Origin of the sequence: Glycocaulis alkaliphilus, assembly GCF_004000605.1 — a bacterium.
GTDB lineage: Bacteria > Pseudomonadota > Alphaproteobacteria > Caulobacterales > Maricaulaceae > Glycocaulis > Glycocaulis alkaliphilus.
The window spans coordinates 35,730-53,355 of the sequence record NZ_CP018911.1 but is presented as its reverse complement, the minus strand read 5'-3'; the positions used below and the strand labels follow the sequence as shown (position 1 = coordinate 53,355).

Annotated in this window: 17 protein-coding genes, 1 tRNA gene and 2 pseudogenes; 11 read left to right on the top strand and 9 right to left on the bottom strand. The window is 63.6% G+C overall.

Features of this window, described 5'->3' with window-relative positions; translation table 11 throughout:
• The 3 genes and pseudogenes from X907_RS00300 (at position 1) to hslU (ending at position 3,071) form a co-directional block, all read left to right on the top strand.
• On the top strand, positions 1–564 hold the full coding sequence (locus X907_RS00300; protein WP_127565078.1) for a Smr/MutS family protein: 564 nt from the start codon (positions 1–3) through the stop codon (positions 562–564).
• Complete coding sequence (queG, locus tag X907_RS00295; RefSeq protein ID WP_127565077.1) at positions 561–1,682, top strand: tRNA epoxyqueuosine(34) reductase QueG; 1,122 nt, start codon at positions 561–563, stop codon at positions 1,680–1,682. The genes X907_RS00300 and queG overlap by 4 nt, the downstream gene beginning before the upstream one ends.
• Before the next feature lie 88 nt (positions 1,683–1,770).
• Positions 1,771–3,071, top strand: a pseudogene (hslU, locus tag X907_RS14710) (ATP-dependent protease ATPase subunit HslU).
• Here hslU and X907_RS00285 read toward each other — a convergent pair.
• Positions 3,068–3,583 carry a L,D-transpeptidase family protein gene (locus X907_RS00285; RefSeq protein ID WP_127565076.1) on the bottom strand — a complete coding sequence of 172 codons (516 nt, stop codon included), beginning with the start codon at positions 3,581–3,583 and terminating at the stop codon, positions 3,068–3,070. The pseudogene hslU and the gene X907_RS00285 sit on opposite strands and share 4 nt — an antisense overlap.
• Positions 3,584–3,698: 115 nt before the next feature.
• Here X907_RS00285 and X907_RS00280 point away from each other — a divergent pair, with 115 nt between their 5' ends.
• Positions 3,699–4,385, top strand: coding sequence for a response regulator transcription factor (locus tag X907_RS00280; RefSeq protein WP_127565075.1), 687 nt, complete (start codon positions 3,699–3,701; stop codon positions 4,383–4,385).
• Positions 4,386–4,391: 6 nt separating this feature from the next.
• Here X907_RS00280 and X907_RS00275 read toward each other — a convergent pair whose 3' ends face one another.
• On the bottom strand, positions 4,392–5,183 hold the full coding sequence (locus tag X907_RS00275; protein ID WP_127565074.1) for an SDR family oxidoreductase: 792 nt from the start codon (positions 5,181–5,183) through the stop codon (positions 4,392–4,394).
• A 164-nt stretch (positions 5,184–5,347) separates the two neighbouring features.
• Between X907_RS00275 and X907_RS00270 the strand changes: the two genes are divergently transcribed.
• The gene (locus X907_RS00270; RefSeq protein ID WP_170175402.1) at positions 5,348–5,926 is read left to right on the top strand and encodes a GAF domain-containing protein; all 579 of its coding nucleotides are present in this window, start codon (positions 5,348–5,350) and stop codon (positions 5,924–5,926) included.
• Here the strand turns inward: X907_RS00270 and X907_RS00265 are convergent.
• Both X907_RS00265 and X907_RS00260 read right to left on the bottom strand, forming a co-directional pair.
• Complete coding sequence (locus X907_RS00265; protein ID WP_127565072.1) at positions 5,904–6,323, bottom strand: response regulator; 420 nt, start codon at positions 6,321–6,323, stop codon at positions 5,904–5,906. The two genes, X907_RS00270 and X907_RS00265, sit on opposite strands and share 23 nt — an antisense overlap.
• 131 nt (positions 6,324–6,454) lie before the next feature.
• Positions 6,455–6,531: transfer RNA gene (locus X907_RS00260), tRNA-Arg, on the bottom strand.
• Between the two features lie 247 nt (positions 6,532–6,778).
• Here X907_RS00260 and X907_RS00255 point away from each other — a divergent pair.
• The 6 genes from X907_RS00255 (at position 6,779) to X907_RS00230 (ending at position 12,434) form a co-directional block, all read left to right on the top strand.
• Positions 6,779–9,574 (top strand): TonB-dependent receptor, encoded by a 2,796-nt coding sequence (locus X907_RS00255; protein ID WP_127565071.1) that lies wholly within the window; start codon positions 6,779–6,781, stop codon positions 9,572–9,574.
• 114 nt (positions 9,575–9,688) lie between these two features.
• A complete protein-coding gene (locus X907_RS00250) occupies positions 9,689–10,048 on the top strand; it encodes a hypothetical protein (RefSeq protein ID WP_127565070.1) in 360 nt (119 codons plus the stop codon).
• Positions 10,049–10,116: 68 nt separating this feature from the next.
• A complete protein-coding gene (locus tag X907_RS00245) occupies positions 10,117–10,761 on the top strand; it encodes a hypothetical protein (RefSeq protein ID WP_127565069.1) in 645 nt (214 codons plus the stop codon).
• 32 nt (positions 10,762–10,793) lie between these two features.
• Positions 10,794–11,168 (top strand): heavy-metal-associated domain-containing protein, encoded by a 375-nt coding sequence (locus X907_RS00240; RefSeq protein ID WP_127565068.1) that lies wholly within the window; start codon positions 10,794–10,796, stop codon positions 11,166–11,168.
• Positions 11,168–11,548, top strand: coding sequence for a hypothetical protein (locus X907_RS00235; protein WP_127565067.1), 381 nt, complete (start codon positions 11,168–11,170; stop codon positions 11,546–11,548). Before X907_RS00240 ends, X907_RS00235 begins: the two co-directional genes overlap by 1 nt.
• Before the next feature lie 73 nt (positions 11,549–11,621).
• Positions 11,622–12,434: a thermonuclease family protein gene (locus X907_RS00230; RefSeq protein ID WP_170175401.1), complete on the top strand. Its 813-nt coding sequence runs from the start codon at positions 11,622–11,624 to the stop codon at positions 12,432–12,434.
• Between the two features lie 15 nt (positions 12,435–12,449).
• Here X907_RS00230 and X907_RS00225 read toward each other — a convergent pair whose 3' ends face one another.
• The 5 genes and pseudogenes from X907_RS00225 to X907_RS00205 all read right to left on the bottom strand — a co-directional run bounded on the left by X907_RS00225 (position 12,450) and on the right by X907_RS00205 (position 17,605).
• Positions 12,450–13,343, bottom strand: coding sequence for an RNA polymerase factor sigma-32 (locus X907_RS00225; RefSeq protein WP_127565065.1), 894 nt, complete (start codon positions 13,341–13,343; stop codon positions 12,450–12,452).
• Between the two features lie 168 nt (positions 13,344–13,511).
• Positions 13,512–14,029, bottom strand: a pseudogene (locus X907_RS00220) (CarD family transcriptional regulator).
• A 240-nt stretch (positions 14,030–14,269) separates the two neighbouring features.
• Entirely contained in the window at positions 14,270–14,611 is a 342-nt protein-coding gene (fdxA, locus tag X907_RS00215) for a ferredoxin FdxA (RefSeq protein WP_127565064.1), read from the bottom strand.
• A gap of 79 nt (positions 14,612–14,690) precedes the next feature.
• Entirely contained in the window at positions 14,691–15,002 is a 312-nt protein-coding gene (locus X907_RS00210) for an RNA-binding S4 domain-containing protein (protein WP_127565063.1), read from the bottom strand.
• Positions 14,999–17,605, bottom strand: a complete 2,607-nt coding sequence (locus tag X907_RS00205; protein WP_127565062.1) for a helicase-related protein — start codon at positions 17,603–17,605, stop codon at positions 14,999–15,001. The genes X907_RS00210 and X907_RS00205 overlap by 4 nt, the downstream gene beginning before the upstream one ends.
• Between the last annotated feature and the right edge of the window lie 21 nt (positions 17,606–17,626).

The window sequence follows — 17,626 nt, the reverse complement described above, 5'->3', positions numbered from 1 at the left end:
ATGAGCGGGCCGAAGCGCACACTGACACCGGAAGAACGCGCTCTCTGGCGCAAGGTGTCGCACACGGCCCGGCCGCTGCCCGCAGGCGGAATGCGCGTTCAGTCCCCGGTGAATGAGGAAGGGTTTGCCGCCCTGCTCAGAGGCCGGAGCGGCGCTGCACCCGCCGCGCTGAACGCCGGGTCGGCACCCAGAAGAGCGCCGGTGGAGCGCGGCGCCGAGCGCAAGGTACGCCGCGGGCGCGTGGAGATTGATGCGCGCATTGATCTGCATGGCGAGACGGCTGCCCATGCCCGCCAGATGCTGCTGGCTTTTCTCTCCCGCGCGGCCATGAAAGGCCATCAGACCATACTCGTCATTACCGGCAAGGGAGCCGCCGGACGGGCAGAGGATACAAGCCGGTTTGAGCCCTGGACGCCTGATGCACCCTCCCTGCCGGGGGTCTTGCGCCGCAGCCTGCCCTTATGGCTCGCCGAGCCGGACTTTGCCGTTCTGGTCAGCGGCTATGCGCCCGCCCATGCCCGTCATGGCGGGGCCGGGGCCTTCTATGTCATGCTGCGGGCATGACTTCAGGGGAACTGAGCAACAGGGTCCGCGCGCTGGCGCGCGATGCCGGGTTCGATGCCGTGCGCATTACCCGCGCGGATGCGCCCTGGGAGGCAGGCGAGCGGCTGCGCGCCTTCGTCGAGGCGGGGCATCATGGCAGTATGGGCTGGATGGAAGAGACGCTGGACCGGCGCGTCCATCCGACGGCCATGTGGGCAGAGGCCCGCTCGGCGGTCGTAGTGGGCCTCAATTACGGGCCGGAGCACAATCCGCTGGTTGATCTTGCGCACACGGACCGGGCCGTCATTTCGGTCTATGCGCGCAACCGGGACTATCACGATCTTCTCAAAAAGCGCCTCAAACAGATGGCGCGCGCCTTTCACGGCGAGACGGGTGAGGGCGTGAAGGTTTTTGTCGATACCGCGCCCCTGATGGAAAAGCCGCTGGCGGCCCGCTCCGGGCTGGGCTGGCAGGGCAAGCACACCAATCTGGTCAGCCGGGACTGGGGCAGCTGGCTGTTTCTGGGCGTGATGCTGACCGAGGCGGAGCTGGTTCCCGATACCGCCGAGACCGATCATTGCGGATCGTGCCGGGCCTGCCTTGATATATGCCCCACAGACGCGTTTCCGGCGCCCTACAAGCTCGATGCGCGCCGCTGCATCTCCTACCTCACCATCGAACACAAAGGCCCCATACCGGTCGAATTCCGGGCCGCCATGGGCAACCGCATCTATGGCTGTGATGACTGTCTGGCCGTGTGCCCGTGGAACAAGTTCGCCGCGCGCACCGAAGAGACCGCCTTTCACGCCCGCGCCGAGCTGGAAGCGCCCTTGCTGGGCGCGCTTTCACGCCTCGATGATGCGGGGTTCCGTGCGCTCTTTACTGCCTCTCCGGTCAAGCGCATCGGCCGGGACCGGTTTGTACGCAATGTGCTGATTGCGCTGGGTAATGATACCGGTCCGGACGCGCTGGAGGCGGTGTTGGCGCGTCTTGATGATGACAGCGCGCTGGTGCGCGGCGCGGCGGTCTGGGCGCTCTCCCGGCTGGACCAGGCGCGCTTTCAGGCAGAGCGTGAGGTGCGCCTTGCCGCCGAGACCGATAGCGATGTCTGCGCCGAATGGAACGCTGATCCCTGCTAGCGGTTCTGGTCCAAGGGTTTCCCATATGCGTGCCACTGCCTACATGAGCGCGGTTGTCTGATCTCAAAACACTTTTCAAGGGCTGTGCATGACCGATTTGTCGCCGCGCGAAATTGTCTCCGAACTGGACCGCCACATTATCGGTCAGCATGACGCCAAGAAGGCGGTGGCCATTGCGCTGCGCAATCGCTGGCGCAGGAAGCGCGTTGATGAGTCCTTGCGCGCCGAGATAACGCCGAAGAACATTCTGATGATCGGCCCCACCGGCGTCGGCAAGACCGAGATTTCCCGGCGTCTGGCCAAGCTGGCAGGTGCGCCCTTCCTGAAAGTGGAAGCCACCAAGTTTACCGAGGTCGGCTATGTCGGGCGGGATGTGGACTCCATCGTGCGTGATCTGGTCGAGATTGCGATCTCGCTGGTGCGTGAACGCCGCCGCGAAGAGGTGCGTCCGCGCGCGGAGGAAGCGGCTGAAAAGCGTGTGCTGGACGCGCTGGTCGGGCCGGGTGCCAGCACCACGACGCGTGATAGCTTCCGGCGCAAGCTGCATGCAGGCGAGCTTGACGACAAGGAGATCGAGATCGAGCTCCTGGACGATGCCAACCCGCTGCAGGGTCTGGACCTGCCGGGCATGGGTGGTGTCGGCATGATCAATCTGGGCGATATGCTGGGCAAGGGCATGGGCCGGCGGCGCAAGACGATCCGCACCACGGTACGCGAGGCCTATGAGCCCTTGCTGCACGAGGAGGCCGACCGCTTGCTTGATGACAGCCAGATTCAGGCCGAGGCAGTGCGGCTCGCCGAAAATGACGGCATCGTCTTTCTCGACGAGGTCGACAAGATTGCCGCCCGCGCAGAGGCGCGCGGGCCGACGTGTCACGCGAAGGCGTGCAGCGCGATCTTCTGCCCCTGATCGAAGGGGCGACCGTGGCCACCAAGTACGGCCCGGTGAAGACCGACCATGTGCTTTTCATTGCCTCGGGCGCCTTCCACGTCACCAAGCCCAGCGATCTTCTGCCCGAGCTGCAGGGCCGCCTGCCGATCCGTGTCGAGCTCAAAGCGCTGACCCGCGAGGATTTCCGCGCCATTCTGACCGAGCCGGAGGCAAGCCTCGTCACGCAATATGTGGCCCTAATGGCGACCGAAGGATTTGAGCTTAGCCTTGATGACAGCGCGATCGAGGCGATTGCCGATTATGCAGCCGAGGTGAATGCCAGCGTTGAGAATATCGGCGCGCGCCGCCTGCACACGATACTGGAGCGGCTGGTGGAGGAGATCAGCTATACCGCCTCAGACCGCTCTGGCGAGACGCTGGTGATTGATGCCGCCTATGTGCATGAGCGGGTCAAGGCGCTGGCTTCCAACGCCGATCTGTCGAAATTTATTCTCTAGGGCGAGGCGGCGAGAATGATCTCCAGCGTGCTGGCCGCGCTCATGTCCTTGAGGAGCGCCACCAGCTCATCGCGGGCAATCGCCACGCAGCCTTCGGTGGGTTTGTAATCCTCACTGGCGCAGTGCAGGAAAATGGCCGAGCCCATGCCAGTCACGGGCGGATTGTCATTATGACTGAGCACCACAACGACATCATAAAGCCCGTCCTCGCGCGTCATCACCTCGTGGCTCGTTGGCCAGGGCAGGCGCACGGGCCGGTTATAGGCAGGATCGGCGGGCGCATCGCACCAGCCATCATCGCTCGCGATTATCTGCAGCGGCAGGGCGGTTAGCGGCTTTTCCAGCCTGTCTGCGCGCCAGAGGGCGCGCCGGACGGTCCACACTCCGGCCGGGCTCGCCCCATCCCCCTCGCGCTTGGCATCCGCGGGTACAATGCCGGAGCGGCCCAGAGCGCATCGAAAGCGCTGGCCGCCGGCAAGCAGGATCCCGTCACTGTGAGCGGTCAATTTCATGCCGCCAGACTGCCGTCATGACGCCGCCGCCCGCAAGCGGCTTGAGGCAGTTGGCGGTCAGGCGCAACGCACCCTATGTTTGCAGGGAACGCCTATCAGGGAGGCTTGGCCCGCCATGGCCGGTGAAAAGACCGTTCTCATTATCGATGACGATACCGATCTGCGTGAGGCGCTGGCCGAACAGTTTGCCCTGGAGGACGGGTTTGCGGTCATTACAGCGGTCAATGCCAGCCAAGGCATGGAGCGTGTGCGGGAGGACAATCCTGATATTGTCATTTTCGATGTCGGCCTGCCGGACATGGACGGGCGTGATGCCTGCGCGGCCTTGCGTGAGGAAGGCGAGAGCGTGCCGATCATCCTTCTGACCGCCCAGTCAGGCGATGAAGACCATGTGAAGGGGCTGCAATCTGGCGCCAGCGACTTTCTGGCAAAACCGATCGCCTTCCGGGTTTTGCTGGAGCGGGTACGCACCCAGCTCCGGCGCTATGAATCCTCTGAAGATGCTGTGCTCAATATCGGGCCTTATGTCTTCACGCCGGGCATGAAGCAGCTGGTCAATCAGGACGGCAAGCGCATCCGGCTGACCGAAAAGGAAACCAGCATATTGAAATATCTCTACCGGGCAGGCGGCCAGCCTGTTGCCCGCGAGGAATTGCTGGACCGGGTTTGGGGCTATCACCGCGAGGCCAACACCCACACGCTGGAAACCCATATCTACCGCCTGCGCCAGAAGATCGAGCCGGATCCGGGCAAGACGCGCCTGCTGGTCACCGATACAGGTGGTTACCGGTTGCAGGCCTGAGCCACATCACATCGGACGGCCGAGCTTTTCCACCAGCATGCGGCGCAGCTTGCGCATGCCGCCAACCCAGCGGTCGCGATCCTGCCCTTTGGTGGCGACATAGCCGGGCGTATTGTCATGGGTCATGACGAGGAAGCGCTTGTCTTCCATGGCCTTGAGAAGAATTTGCGCGACCTCGTCAGCTTCCAGATAGCCGCCCAGCCCCTGTGCGCCGCCTTCAATGCCCTGCACCAGCGGCGTGTTCACCCCTTCGGGGCACAGGCAATGGACGTTCAAGCCTTCGTCGCCATGGGTGATGGCCAGGCATTCGGCAAAGGATACGGCCGCTGCCTTGGTGGCTGAATAGGGCGCATCGCCGATCTGGGCCAGCAAGCCGGCAGCCGATGCTGTGATGACGAAATGGCCGTTTCTGGCCGCAATTTTGCGGGCAAGATGACGCGCGGCGAACACGCTGCCCATGACATTGACCTGCCAGCACAGATCCCAGGCGGCATTGGGCGCATCGCCTGCGCCCCAGCCCGGCCCGTCCGTGACGCCAAGGCCTGCATTGGACACATAGATGTCCACCGGACCCAGCGTGCGCTCGACCTTGTTGATGAAGCGCACCAGAGCGGCCTCATCAGCGACATCAACAGCCTCACCAAACCCGCCGAGCGCCTTGCCAGCCTCTGTGGCTGATCCTGCGTTGAGATCAGCGACCGCGATCCGGGCACCGCGGGCGTGGAGAGCCCTAGCGACAGCGAGCCCTATGCCGCTTGCCCCGCCGGTTACAATCGCCGTCTTCCCGCTGAGGTCCATTTTCATAATCTCCTAACCCTTTTCTGAAGCCAGACTAGACGGTGCGCGCTGGTTGGCAATCATGGAGCGTGACGTAACCGCACCCGCCAATGCGGGTGTGTTTACGCTTGTGCAACACTCCACTTCTAGTGTTGTTCACTGAACCGGTTCAGTGGATTTATACATTGTCTCATGAGCTACAGCGTCTCGCAGCGCTTCGCGCCTGCGCCATACTCGACACCGACACGCATCCGGCGTTTGATTGCCTGACGCGTGCGGCGGCGCTTGCGTTTGATACCCCGATTGCGCTGGTGGCGCTGGTCGATTCCGACAGGCAATGGTTCAAGTCTGCATTCGGGATTGATGAGCGTGAGACCGCCCGCTCGATCTCGTTCTGCAGTCATACGATAGAGGGCTATGAGCCGTTGGTGGTGCCGGACGCGACGCGCGATCCGCGTTTTGTCCGAAGCCCGCTGGTGACGGGCGCTCCCCATGTGCGCTTTTACGCCGGCGCTCCCCTTATCGAGGCCAATGGCTATGCTATCGGCACGGTAAGCGTGCTGGACACACAGCCGCGATCATTCAGCGACTGCAATATTCGCCTGCTTGGCCATATGGCCGATGCTGTGATGCATGCCATTGATGCGCATCGTGACCGGCTTGAGCTCAAGGAATTGCGCCGCCGTCTTGCCAGCCAGGACGCCGGCCGCAGCGCCAATGCAGAAGCCAGCCTGATACCTGTCAGGCCGCAGCAGACACCGTAGCGCCGACGATCGCGCACACGATCAGCAAGGCGGCTTCATATTCCTCGAGGCTATGAGGCTTGCGCACGCTCGAAGCGACATTGGGATACTGGCTGGAGGCCGGTCCGAGGCGTGAAACATCGCCTGAAAACACGATAACCGGGATGGCGCGCCAGTCAGGCGATTCAAGCAGGCGTTCGAGTATCCAGATCCCGTCTTCGCCGGGCAGGCGCAAATCGAGAACCAGGCAGTCAGGCAGCGGGCCGGAGGCCAGCTGTTCCAGTGCCGCACGGCCGCAGGCGGCACGGGAAACCGTGCATTCGGGTGATTTTCGTACCAGCATGCCGGCAAACAGTTCTGCTTCGGTGTCATCGTCCTCAATCAGAAGTATCCGTGCCGGCTGCGTCGTGTCGCCCATGCGTGATCCGCCCTGTAAACTCTTTGGTCCGAGCCTAGGGGCGGAAGGCGCGCGCGGGCAATCTTTAATTGCGTGCTGCAGCGCGAAATCGGTAGGGCATTCTATTGCTTGTCCGGGCAGCAAGGCTGCAATGGTGTCCCCGACAGGATTCGAACCTGTGGCCCCCAGATTAGGAATCTGATGCTCTATCCTGCTGAGCTACGGGGACACTGGGGCGGACAATAGCCAAAGCCCGCAGCGCTGTCATGCTGGCCTGGCGGTGGCGGACAGCTCACTGATGTCGGCAGCCCCTGTCATCAAACTTACGTCTATCGGTAATCGTCCCGTCACCAAATCATCACCAACACTTCACCGGCCTGTGACCGGCCTGTCACCGCTTCGCCGTTTAACCGTCCCCCGACCCGGATGCGCCCGCGCAAGCCGGTCTTTGGTTGTTTTTCAGGGGGATTTCACCGATGACCATTCGCAATCAACGCCTTCTGGGCGTATCGGGCCTCGTGCTCGCTCTTGGCCTGAGCGCTTTTGGCGCTGACGCGCTTGCACAACACCAGCTGACGGGCCGCGTGGTGGACGAGCGCGGCAACGCGCTGCCTGGTGCGCGCGTTTCGGTACCGGCGCTTGGCCTGTCCACCTCCACCAACCGCCAGGGCGAGTTCTCCTTCTCGTCCGTGCCTGCTGGTGAAGCCCAGCTGGAAGTGAACTATCTCGGCCTGCCGACCGGCGTACGCGGTGTGAACGTGTCCGCGACCGAAGCCAACATGATCACCTTCACGCTCGCCGATACCGGCGCGGGCATGGACCGTATCGTCATCACCGGCGCGATCCTTGACGGAACGGCCCGCGCGCTCAACCAGCAGCGCACCAATGATGCCACCACCAATATCGTGTCGTCCGACGCCATTGGCCGCTTCCCCGATGCCAATATTGCTGAAGCGCTGCAGCGCGTGCCGGGCTTTGCCGTGGCGCGTGACCAGGGTGAAGGCCGCTTCATCAATCTGCGCGGTGCGCCCAGCGAGTTCACCGCCATCTCCGTGGACGGCGCGGCTATCGCTTCACCGGACGCGACCACGCGCGCTGTGGATCTCGACACAATTCCCTCCGACGTCGTGAACGCTATCGAGGTGTCGAAAACCCTCCTGCCGTTCCAGGATGCCGACTCCATTGCCGGCTCGGTCAATCTTGTCACCCGCTCGCCGTTTGATCGCGGTGGTTTCAGCCTGCGCCTGCAGGGCGGTGCCAGCATTAACGAGATCGGTTCGACCAATGACTACCGCTTGTCCGGCGTGATCTCGAATACGTTTGGCCCCAATGAGCGTTTTGGCGCGCTCTTCTCGGCCAGCTATTCGCACACCGACCGCCAGGTTCACAACATGGAAGCCAACTGGGACGTGGCGACCGTAGGCGGCCAGGACGTGTTCTTCGTGGATGAGTTCGTCTGGAAGGATTACGACACCCGCCGCACGCGCCAGGCCTATACCGGCGCGCTGGAATTCCGGCCTGACGACTCCACCCGCTATTTCCTGCGCGGCAACTGGTCCCGCTTCGAGGACGATGAGTACCGCAACCAGCTCATTCTCGATCTGAGCGCCGGGACGCTGCAGCCGGGCTTCACCGACACCACGGCGACCTGGACCAATGCCCGCATCGAGAAAGAGCTGCGTCACCGCACCGTGACCAACACGATCTGGAACATCCAGGCTGGCGGCGAGCACGATTTTGGACGCACCCGGCTTGACTATCAGCTGTCCTATAACGAGTCCGAGCAGACCTATCCCCAGCGCGACCAGCTCCTGTTCCGCTCCAGCCTGCGCCCGACCGTGTCTTACAACTATACGAGCGCGGACGAGCCGGCGATCAGCCTGTTCCAGACCAATGAGCACCAGGATTTCGGTGCCTTCAGCTTCCGCCGCCTCGATCAGCGCTTTGAAGTCAACGATACCCGCGAGTGGGCCGTGCGGGCCAATGTGGAGCGCGATGGCTCGCTGTTCGGCAATAATGCCGAGCACCGCTTCGGTGCAGCCCTGCGCTGGCGTGAGGCCGAGCGTGACGACGAACGCTGGCGCAGCCCGACGACGGCCGATTTCGGTCCGGCCCAGACGCTTACCCAGCTGCAGACCGGCGAAGTATCGCAGAACTTCATCTACAATCTGGGCTTCAAGATCGATGAAGGTCTGGCTGATGCCTACTTCAACTCCATGCGCGGCACGGTGTATGGCAATCCGGCCTATCGCCGCATGCCGACCTCCGTCGAGAGCGACTATACGGTCGAGGAAAACGTCTACGCCGCCTATGGCATGAGCCGGGTGTCGCTGACCAATACGGACGTGACGTTCGGCTTGCGTGTCGAGCACACCGAGTTCAGCTCGACCGCCAACCGCGTCAACGAATCGACCGGCGTAGTAACCCCGGTTTCCAACAGCCGTGACTACACCAACTGGTTCCCGAACCTGACCGTGCGTCACGAGTTCAATGAGAACCTGATCGGCCGCTTGGCTCTGACCCGCGCCATTTCCCGTCCGAATTATCCGGATGTCGTGGCCCGCGTCAGCGCCGGCGACACGCCGCCGCTCACCGTGAACCGGGGCAATCCGGACCTGCGCCCCACCCTGGCGAACAATTTCGACGCGGGGCTCGAATACTATATCGCGCCTCTGGGCCTGATCGCGATCAACGCCTTCTACAAGGACCTGGAGAATTACGAGTTTACCCTGCGCACCCCGAACCAGGTGTTCGAGGGCCAGCCTGCGACCTTCGTCCAGGCCGAGAACGCGCCCGACGGTTATATCCGCGGCGTAGAATTCACCTGGCAGCAATCCTTCACCTTCCTGCCGGGCCTGCTGAGCTATACTGGCATCTTTGCCAATGCCACCTTCACGGACTCCGAAATGGATATCGGCCGGACCGTGGGCGGGCGTTCGAAATTCCCGCTCCAGGGCCAGTCGGACCAGACCTTTAACGTGGCGCTGTTCTTCGAGACGGACCGCTTCAATGCGCGTCTGTCGTGGAATGACCGCTCGGACTATCTGGACTCGCTCAATGCCGAGGACAGCCGGTTTGACCGCTACTGGGAAGGCCGTTCGCAGCTGGACTTCACGGCGTCCTTCGAGGTCAATGACCAGTTTGAAGTCTTCTTCGAGGCCAAGAACCTGACCGACTCCGAAGGCATCCGCTATGAAAGTGACCGCAGCCGCGTGTATGAGCGCGAGCGCTTCGGCTACACCCTGTTTAGCGGCCTGCGCTTCAACTTCTAGGCCATATAGCCTGAATGCCTGAAATGAGGGGCGCGGGGGAAACCTCGCGCCCTTTCTTTTTGGATAACCGGCTTGTGACTGGTTCCGGACGGGCAGAGCGGGTATAGACACGTCATGCGCGCGCTTCTTGCCAGCCTTGTCATGCATGGCCTTGCCGTTACCGGCTCGGCCAATTGCGCGCTTGCCATGCCGGTTGTGGAGGCTGCCGAAACGGCGTCTCACGCTGCTCCGGCAAGCCGTCCGCCCTGTCACGAACCGGCGCCGGTGTCTCACGACGACCTGCATCCTGCCCTGCATGGCGATGAAGCCTGTCAGGGCGGCGCAGCGTGTATTGATTGCGCGCTGGCGTCCGGGCTCTCGGTGGATGCCGCTTTTCTTGACGGCGTGGCCCTGCACGGCGCACCGCGCCTGTTCGCCGTGAAGACGGTCCTCTCGTCTGCGCCTGCGCACGACCCGCCCCCTCCCCGGATCTGATCCTTCCTTGAACCGGCGCGGCTCTGTCCGCGCCTCTTCGGAAATGATCAGACGGGAAGGACTATCCCTTGAGAGCATATATCTTCGCAGGTGCCTTGCTGGCGCTTGCATCCGGCGGCATCGCAGATGCCCGTCCGGTATCCTATGAGGGCGGCAGAACGCTCATCGTGGAACATGACCGCGATATGAGCGCCATCTGGGCGCACTACACGCCCCATCACCGCTACTCCATTGGCTATCGCGGTGAATGGCACCGGGAGGATGATCACGTCTTCCACGGTGTGCAGGCCACATGGCTCGCCAATCGCTGGTTCGGTGAGGACTATCAGGCCAATCTCTATTTGTTTGGTGCGGTCGGTATCGGATCTGGCGTCGACGGCAACCCGGCAGGCACGGGCGCGGCTGGTTCGCTCGGCGTGATGGCCGACTGGGAGACGCGCCGCTGGTTCGTCTCCTACATGGCCAGAGGCTTTGCCGGAGAGACCACCGGCGAAAAGGCCATGCAGGCCGCCAGGCTGGGGGTTGCGCCCTATGTGGCCAATTACGGCGCGCTCCACACCTGGCTGATGGTGCAGGTGGAGCACAATCCGCAGGCGGAGAACCCCGTCGGTGTCACCCCGCTGGTGCGCTTCTTTCAAGGACCGCTCATGGCCGAGGCCGGCTGGTCGGTCACCGACGACCAGCCTTTCCTCCAGTTCCAGTACCGCTTCTGAAGCGGCCATTCCCGATTAAAAGGAGACATTCCATGTCTATTCGCCAAATCACGCTTGCTTTCGCCCTTGCTGTCACCCCGGCGCTGAGCGCTGCGCCCCATGCGCTGGCTCAGGAAACCGCCCTGTCGGAAAGCCAGATCACGCCCGCCATGAGAAGCGCCCTCGATGAGGGTGGCTCGCTGGTGATCGTCGATGTGCTGGGGGCGGTGTGCGATTTCTGCGCGCTCGCCATGACGCGCACATTCGAACGGCGTTCAGAAGTCGCTGCGGCGACGGTCGATCTCGATGCCAAGACGCTGACCTTCGTGGTCCATGAAGGCCAGACGCTGGACGATGCCACGATTACCGACCTGATCCGGCGTTCGGGCTATCAGGCCAATGGCATCGCCCGTCCGGAGGCGTTGTAATGCGGCTTGTCTTCCGCGAGGCGGGGGCTCCGGCCCTCGCCCTCTTTGCCAGCCTATCCACCCTCATCTGCTGCGCCCTGCCAGCCCTGCTCGTGACCATCGGGGCGGGCGCGGTGATGGCGGGGCTGGTGGCCAATGTGCCGGGTCTGGTGGCGTTCACCGCCTGGAAGGGGCCGCTCTTTGCCCTGTCGGGCGCGTTGCTGCTGGGCGCTTTCGCGATGCGATGGTTCACCCGCAATGCACCCTGCCCCGCAGACCCAAAACAGGCGGCAGCCTGCGCGAGGATGCGGCGCTGGGGCGGGATCGTGCTGATCGTGGCCGCGATAGTGTGGGCGGTCGGCTTCTTCTTCGCCTTCTTTGCCGCCGCGCTCTTCTTCTAGCGGCACCCGTTTGCGCTTCACTCCGCTCTGATGTCTTGTCAGACTGGGGTGAAGCGGGATGGGGAAGGGCCAGGTGGGAAGGATAATCGCAGCGGCGCTCATTGCTTTCTGCCTTGCTGCCTGCGGCGCTCCGCCAACGGCCGGACCAGAAGCGGCGCCACTGGCTGAAAGCCCGTCTGGCGCCCGCGCCATCAGCGGAGACCGTTTCACGCTGGAGATTGAAGGCGAGGTGGCCGATATACGTCTGGCCGGGATACGCACGCCGCGTTCTGGCCCGTCTGCAGAACTGGCGTTGGCACGGCTACAGGTCCTGCTGGACGAGGTTGGCGGCAATCTGGTGCTTATCCCTGCCGGGCCGGGCCGCAATCGCTATGGCGCGCTTCTGGTGACCGCCACGCGCGGTGACGGCTCTACCCTGCAGGAAATCCTCGTGGGCGAGGGGCTGGCCGCTGTCGACAGCCATGGCGACAACACGGCGCACACCTCCCGGCTTCTTGTGCTGGAGGAGGAGGCAAGGCTGGCAGGGCTCGGCGCGTGGGGTTTGCGCGATCTTCTGGTTCACACTACCGATCCCAACGCGCTCGCGCCCTGGCTGGACAGTGTTCAGATCGTGGAAGGGCGGGTCATCTCCACCGGCGCCGCGCGCGATGGCCGCATCTATCTCAATTTCGGCACGGACTGGCGCACTGATTTCACCGTGCAGGTCATGCGCCGCGACCAGCGCCGCTTCGAGGCGCACGGCATTGATCTGCGCGCGCTGGAAGGCGCCGTGGTGCGGGTGCGTGGCTGGATGTATGCCGAGAATGGCCCGATGATCTTGCTCGACCACCCGGAGGCGCTGGAGCTGGTGGATGCACCTGAGGCAGCGCGGCTGCCCGGGCGTTAAGGCTGGCCCAACAGGCTACCCTGCCGGAACCAGTCCGGCCTCTTCAGGATCGCCGACAATTTCGGTCAGGGATTTTTTCAGCTTCATCAGCGCCTGATGTTCGATCTGGCGCACCCTCTCCTTGGAGATACCCAGCTCCTCGCCGAGCTTTTCCAGCGTGACGGATTCTTCGGTAAGGCGGCGCTGCGTGATGATGTGACGCTCGCGCTCGCTCAGGCGGCTCATGGCCTCGCTGATCCAGTTCTGGCGCGTGGCCGTGTCGCGCGCATCCATCACAGCCGCTTCAGGGTCAGGGCGGTCATCAGCGAGCAGATCCTGCCACTCGCCTTCACCCTCTTCGGTGAAGGGCGCGTTCAGCGAGCGGTCAACGGCGGCCAGGCGTGCGGCCATCGCGTCCACATCGTCTTCACCGACTTTGAGCGCTTCGGCGACATAGGCACGGTTTTCCGGCGTCAGTGCGCCCCCGCTCACATCGCTGATCAGGGCGCGCAGGCGGCGCAGATTGAAAAACAGCGATTTCTGGGCGGCCGTGGTGCCGGTGCGCACGATCGACCAGTTGCGCAGCACATAATCCTGGATCGAAGAGCGTATCCACCAGCTGGCATAGGTGGAAAAGCGCAAGCCCCGCTCCGGCTCGAACCGGGCTGCCGCCTGCATCAGGCCGATATTGCCCTCCTGCACCAGATCAGCGAAGGGCAGGCCGTACTGGCGGAAACGTGCCGCCACCGCGATGACGAGGCGCATATAGGCCGTGGTGAGCTTGTGCAGGGCCTGCTCATCACCCTCCTCGCGCCAGGCTGTTGCCAGCGCCAGTTCTTCCTCGCGCTCCAGCAGCGGTACGGCCATGGCCGTTTTCATGAACTGGCGGTCAGGATCGGCACTGCGGCGGGCAGAAGGCTGGGTGGACATGGACGCTACTCCGGCAAGGGCGGCATCGGATTTCACCAGCCTTTACGGTGAACCGCGTTCACCGGATCATATTTGTGCCTCATTCTGTGCAGCCGGGCCGGGCGCAAACGAAAACACCCCGCCGGCAAGGGCGGGGCGTTTCGTCAGATCGGGAAGGAAGCGTGCGCCTTAGGCGGCTTTCTTCTGCAAGGAGGTGGAGAGGATTTCCAGCGCCTTGTCACGGTCGACCTTCTCCACGGCAGCAACCTCGCGCACCATCCGGTCCAGCGCGGATTCATAAAGCTGGCGCTCGGAATAGGAGGGTTCGGGCTGGTCTTCGTGCCGGTGCAGGTCGCGTACCACTTCGGCGATGGAGATCAGGTCGCCGGAATTGATCTTGGCTTCATATTCCTGGGCGCGGCGGCTCCACATGGTACGCTTCACCTTGGCCTTGCCACGCAGGGTTTTCAGGGCGTCGGCCAGCACTTTGTCATTGGCCAGCGGACGCATGCCTGACGCGATGGCTTTCGCGGTTGGCACTCGCAGTGTCATTTTGTCCTGCTCGAAGGAAACGACATAAACTTCAATATCGAAGCCTGCCACGGTTTCCTTCTCCACCCGGTCACGCGGCCTACGCCGTGAGCCGGATAGACGATGTAATCACCTTTTTTGAAGGACTTGTTGTCATTGGCGGTTTTCTTGGTCATCGACACTCTCTTGGCCAGCGCGCACGGAGCCTTCGGGGCACTGATAATTGTCAACAGCCCTCCCGCCGGTGAGAACCGGGGAAGTGATGGTGAAGACAATAGATCAGATCAAAGCAATTCCCTGAGGGGTCCGCTTCAGGCGCGGTTATCGAAGACGAACAAGCTACCACAATCGTGACAGAAATTCAATTGCTGCGTTTGTGAATGTTTAACGGTTTCGCCACAACAGTAAATACGAAGTTAATCGCCTGAGCCCGGCTTGTCGGAAAAGTACTTGTCCAACTTGCCAGACACCGTCTCGAATTCAGCGGCATCTGCAGGCGGGTCCTTGCGGACGGTAATGTTTGGCCAGGCCGTGGCGTATTTTGAATTCAGGGCAAGCCACTTGCCATCTGGATCGTCTTCAGTGTCCGGCTTGATGGCCTCTACAGGACATTCCGGCTCACACACGCCGCAATCAATGCACTCGTCGGGATGAATGACGAGCATGTTCTCGCCTTCATAAAAGCAGTCCACAGGACAGACTTCCACGCAATCGGTGAACTTGCAGCGTATGCAGGCGTCAGTGACGATATAGGTCATGGCAGCGTCAGGTTTCCGGTTGGCGTGGAAGGCGGACAGGCGGCGCGCCGGAGATGGAACCCGCAAAGGGGTTTGTCAATCACGGTCCTGCGATATCCAGCGTCCGGTATAGCGTTCTGGCCTCGGCAGGCGGGCCGCGCCGCTCGCCTATGGCGCAAACCTCGATGCGTGCCGGCACAGGTCTGAGCGGCAGGGTGAGAATGTCGCCGGGCTGGATGATATGGGCGGCCTTGGCAATTTTGACGATCTGTCCACCCCGTTCCAGCCTGACATGGCCGCGATTGACGAGATCGGCAGCCAGCGCGCGCGATTTGAGGAAGCGCGCGCGAAACAGCCAGATATCAATACGGATACGCTCTGGCGCTTCGTCGCCGGAGGCTGGCCCAGTCATGTGGGTCCCGATCCCTTCGCGGCACGGGGAGCGCGTTTGCGCCGGGGCTTTCTGCCGCTGTTTGCAGGCCGCCGGGCCGGAGCGCGAGGCAAGTCGAGTTCGGCAAGCCGGGCGAAGGGGCTGGCGGCGTCAGGCGGCGTGGCAGGCCGGGTGATGTCTGCGGGCTTGCTGCGCGCCTTGCGGGTTGCTGACCAGAGGTCCGGCGTGCTGTCAGCCGCCTTTTTCACGCGGGTATAGCCAAGGGCACGCACAACCTGCTCCAGACCGTCCATCGGCAGGCCGAGCAGGGCCATCATGGTGTCATCAAGCGCGAACCAGCCGCGCGGATGCGGTTTTCTTGCTTCGCGCACCGCATCGGCCAGGCGCTCCAGCATATCGATGCGCACCGCCAGCGACCCGCAGACGAGATAGCCGGCTGACGCCATTTCCGTTGCCGGCCGGCCCTGCGGGGCGGGCAGGCATACCCGTCCGGGGGCCGGGCGGAAACGTGCCTCGGCGTCGCCTGCATGCACAGCATGAAGAAGCGTGTTGAGGCCGGCAGCGCGGGGTTTGAGCAGGGCGGGCAGGAAGACCGCGTGCTCGCCAATACGCACTCCGGCGCTGCGCAGCTGGCGGCGCTCATGGGCGGACAGCTGGGCTATGTCACTGGCCAGTTCGTGGCGGGGCATGGCGCCGCCTGCTTCCACCAACCGCCAGCCTATACCGCGCGCCAGCCCGTCCAGACCGGAATCGGCGCCGGTCCGGTTTTTGAGCGCGACAAGGGCGCCCAGATGACGCGACACCTCTCCGGCAACGTGGCGCTGCAGGCGCTGCGCCGCCCTGGCAATCGCTTCTGCCGCGCCCAGTTCCCCGCCGACGAGCACGACGTCCGGGTTCAGCCGGTCTGCCGACCGGGCGAGCTTTCCCGTCCGCTCGCCCTGCCAGACCAGATAACCGTCGCCATCCAGCTCCAGATCGGCCGCGTCCGCGCGCGCCAACTCGCCGAGCCGCCGGTTGATCTCCGGGCGCACAGCCTTGAGTGCCGCGCCGGTGACCGCGCGCTGCGCCAGCGGCCCGCCCGCATGGTCGGGTGCAAAGCGCAGGCCCTTGAGGCGGCCGACAAAATGGCCCTCTACCGTCACCTCACCGCGATGGTCCACCCCGGCGGCCAGATCGGTCTTGTCGCGCAGGCCCTTCACAAGGGCTGAGGTGCGCCGGTCGATGAAACGGGTCATCAGGGCTTCGTGCAGGGCGTCCGACAGCGCATCTTCCACCTCGCGTGTGCGTGCCTGCCAGTGGGCCGGGTCGCGTGTCCAGCCGGGACGGTTGGCCGCATAGGCCCAGGTGCGCACATGGGCGAGACGCTGGGACAGGGTGGCGACATCACCGGCCGTGCCGGACACACGCGCCAGCTGACCGTCCAGCCAGGCATCGGGCAACACCCCCTCACGGCTCATCAGATAGGCGTATATCTGGCGCGACAGGCGGGCATGCTCGTCCACGGTGGTCTTGCGGAAATCAGGGATGCGGCAGACATCCCACAAGGTTTCCAGTCCGCCGCGCGTGCGCGTCCAGCCACGCACCTCGCCATCCGCGCTCAGGGTTTCAAGCACCTGCTCGTCCAGCGCGCCGCGCACCCGTTCCAGCCCTTTGGCGGGGCAGGGCCTTGCCAGCGAGTTGCGAAGGGCTTCCAGCGAGGAAAAGTCCAGCGCGCTATTGCGCCAGGTCAGCTTCGTCACCGGCGCGAACTCATGGTTCTCTACCGCCTGAATGGTCTCGGCATCGAGCGCGCGTGCATCACCTGTCTCGCCAAACGTGCCATCGGAGCGGAAGCGGCCTGCGCGCCCGGCAATCTGGCCGATCTCGTCGGGCCGCAAGCGGCGGCGGCGATGGCCGTCGAACTTGGAGAAGGCGGCAAAGGCGACATGGTCGACATCCATGTTGAGGCCCATGCCGATAGCGTCGGTGGCGATGAGATAGTCCACCTCGCCGGACTGGTAGAGCTCAACTTGCGCGTTGCGGGTGCGCGGGGAGAGCGCGCCCATCACCACAGCGGCCCCGCCGCGCTGGCGGCGTATCAGCTCTGCAATCGCGTACACATCTTCTGCCGAGAAGGCGACAATGGCGGAGCGGCGCGGCAGCTTGCCGAGCTTTTTCGGGCCAGAATAGGTGAGGGTGGAAAAGCGTTCGCGCTCCACCCTTTGCGCATCGGGTACCAGCCGGGAGAGCATGGGCGCCATGGTCGAGGAGCCCAGCAGCATGGTCTCCTCGCTCCCGCGCGCATGCAGGAGCCTGTCAGTGAAGACGTGGCCCCGGTCCGGGTCTGCGGCGAGCTGGATTTCGTCGATCGCGAGGAAGGCGGGGCGCATATCCAGAGGCATGGCCTCCACCGTGCAGAGGAAATAGCGCGCGCTTTTCGGCACGATCTTTTCCTCGCCGGTGATCAGCGCCGCCGCCCCCGGCCCCTTGGCCTTGACTACGCGGTCGTAAAGCTCACGGGCCAGCAGGCGCAAAGGCAGGCCCATCACGCCGGAGGAGCGCCCCAGCATGCGCGTCAGGGCAAGATGGGTCTTGCCGGTATTGGTCGGCCCGAGAACCGCCGTGATCTCGCCTTGCGTGGGCATGACCGCCTCGCTTTCACGCCT

What these genes read in the sequence shown, in the direction of transcription:
- fdxA (WP_127565064.1), bottom strand. Translation starts at nt 14,611, where the DNA reads ATGACCTATATCGTCACTGACGCCTGCATACGCTGCAAGTTCACCGAT.
- X907_RS00235 (WP_127565067.1), top strand. Translation starts at nt 11,168, where the DNA reads ATGCGGCTTGTCTTCCGCGAGGCGGGGGCTCCGGCCCTCGCCCTCTTT.
- X907_RS00255 (WP_127565071.1), top strand. Translation starts at nt 6,779, where the DNA reads ATGACCATTCGCAATCAACGCCTTCTGGGCGTATCGGGCCTCGTGCTC.
- X907_RS00225 (WP_127565065.1), bottom strand. Translation starts at nt 13,343, where the DNA reads ATGTCCACCCAGCCTTCTGCCCGCCGCAGTGCCGATCCTGACCGCCAG.
- X907_RS00280 (WP_127565075.1), top strand. Translation starts at nt 3,699, where the DNA reads ATGGCCGGTGAAAAGACCGTTCTCATTATCGATGACGATACCGATCTG.
- X907_RS00265 (WP_127565072.1), bottom strand. Translation starts at nt 6,323, where the DNA reads ATGGGCGACACGACGCAGCCGGCACGGATACTTCTGATTGAGGACGAT.
- queG (WP_127565077.1), top strand. Translation starts at nt 561, where the DNA reads ATGACTTCAGGGGAACTGAGCAACAGGGTCCGCGCGCTGGCGCGCGAT.
- X907_RS00300 (WP_127565078.1), top strand. Translation starts at nt 1, where the DNA reads ATGAGCGGGCCGAAGCGCACACTGACACCGGAAGAACGCGCTCTCTGG.
- X907_RS00285 (WP_127565076.1), bottom strand. Translation starts at nt 3,583, where the DNA reads ATGAAATTGACCGCTCACAGTGACGGGATCCTGCTTGCCGGCGGCCAG.
- X907_RS00240 (WP_127565068.1), top strand. Translation starts at nt 10,794, where the DNA reads ATGTCTATTCGCCAAATCACGCTTGCTTTCGCCCTTGCTGTCACCCCG.
- X907_RS00205 (WP_127565062.1), bottom strand. Translation starts at nt 17,605, where the DNA reads ATGCCCACGCAAGGCGAGATCACGGCGGTTCTCGGGCCGACCAATACC.
- X907_RS00275 (WP_127565074.1), bottom strand. Translation starts at nt 5,183, where the DNA reads ATGGACCTCAGCGGGAAGACGGCGATTGTAACCGGCGGGGCAAGCGGC.
- X907_RS00250 (WP_127565070.1), top strand. Translation starts at nt 9,689, where the DNA reads ATGCGCGCGCTTCTTGCCAGCCTTGTCATGCATGGCCTTGCCGTTACC.
- X907_RS00210 (WP_127565063.1), bottom strand. Translation starts at nt 15,002, where the DNA reads ATGACTGGGCCAGCCTCCGGCGACGAAGCGCCAGAGCGTATCCGTATT.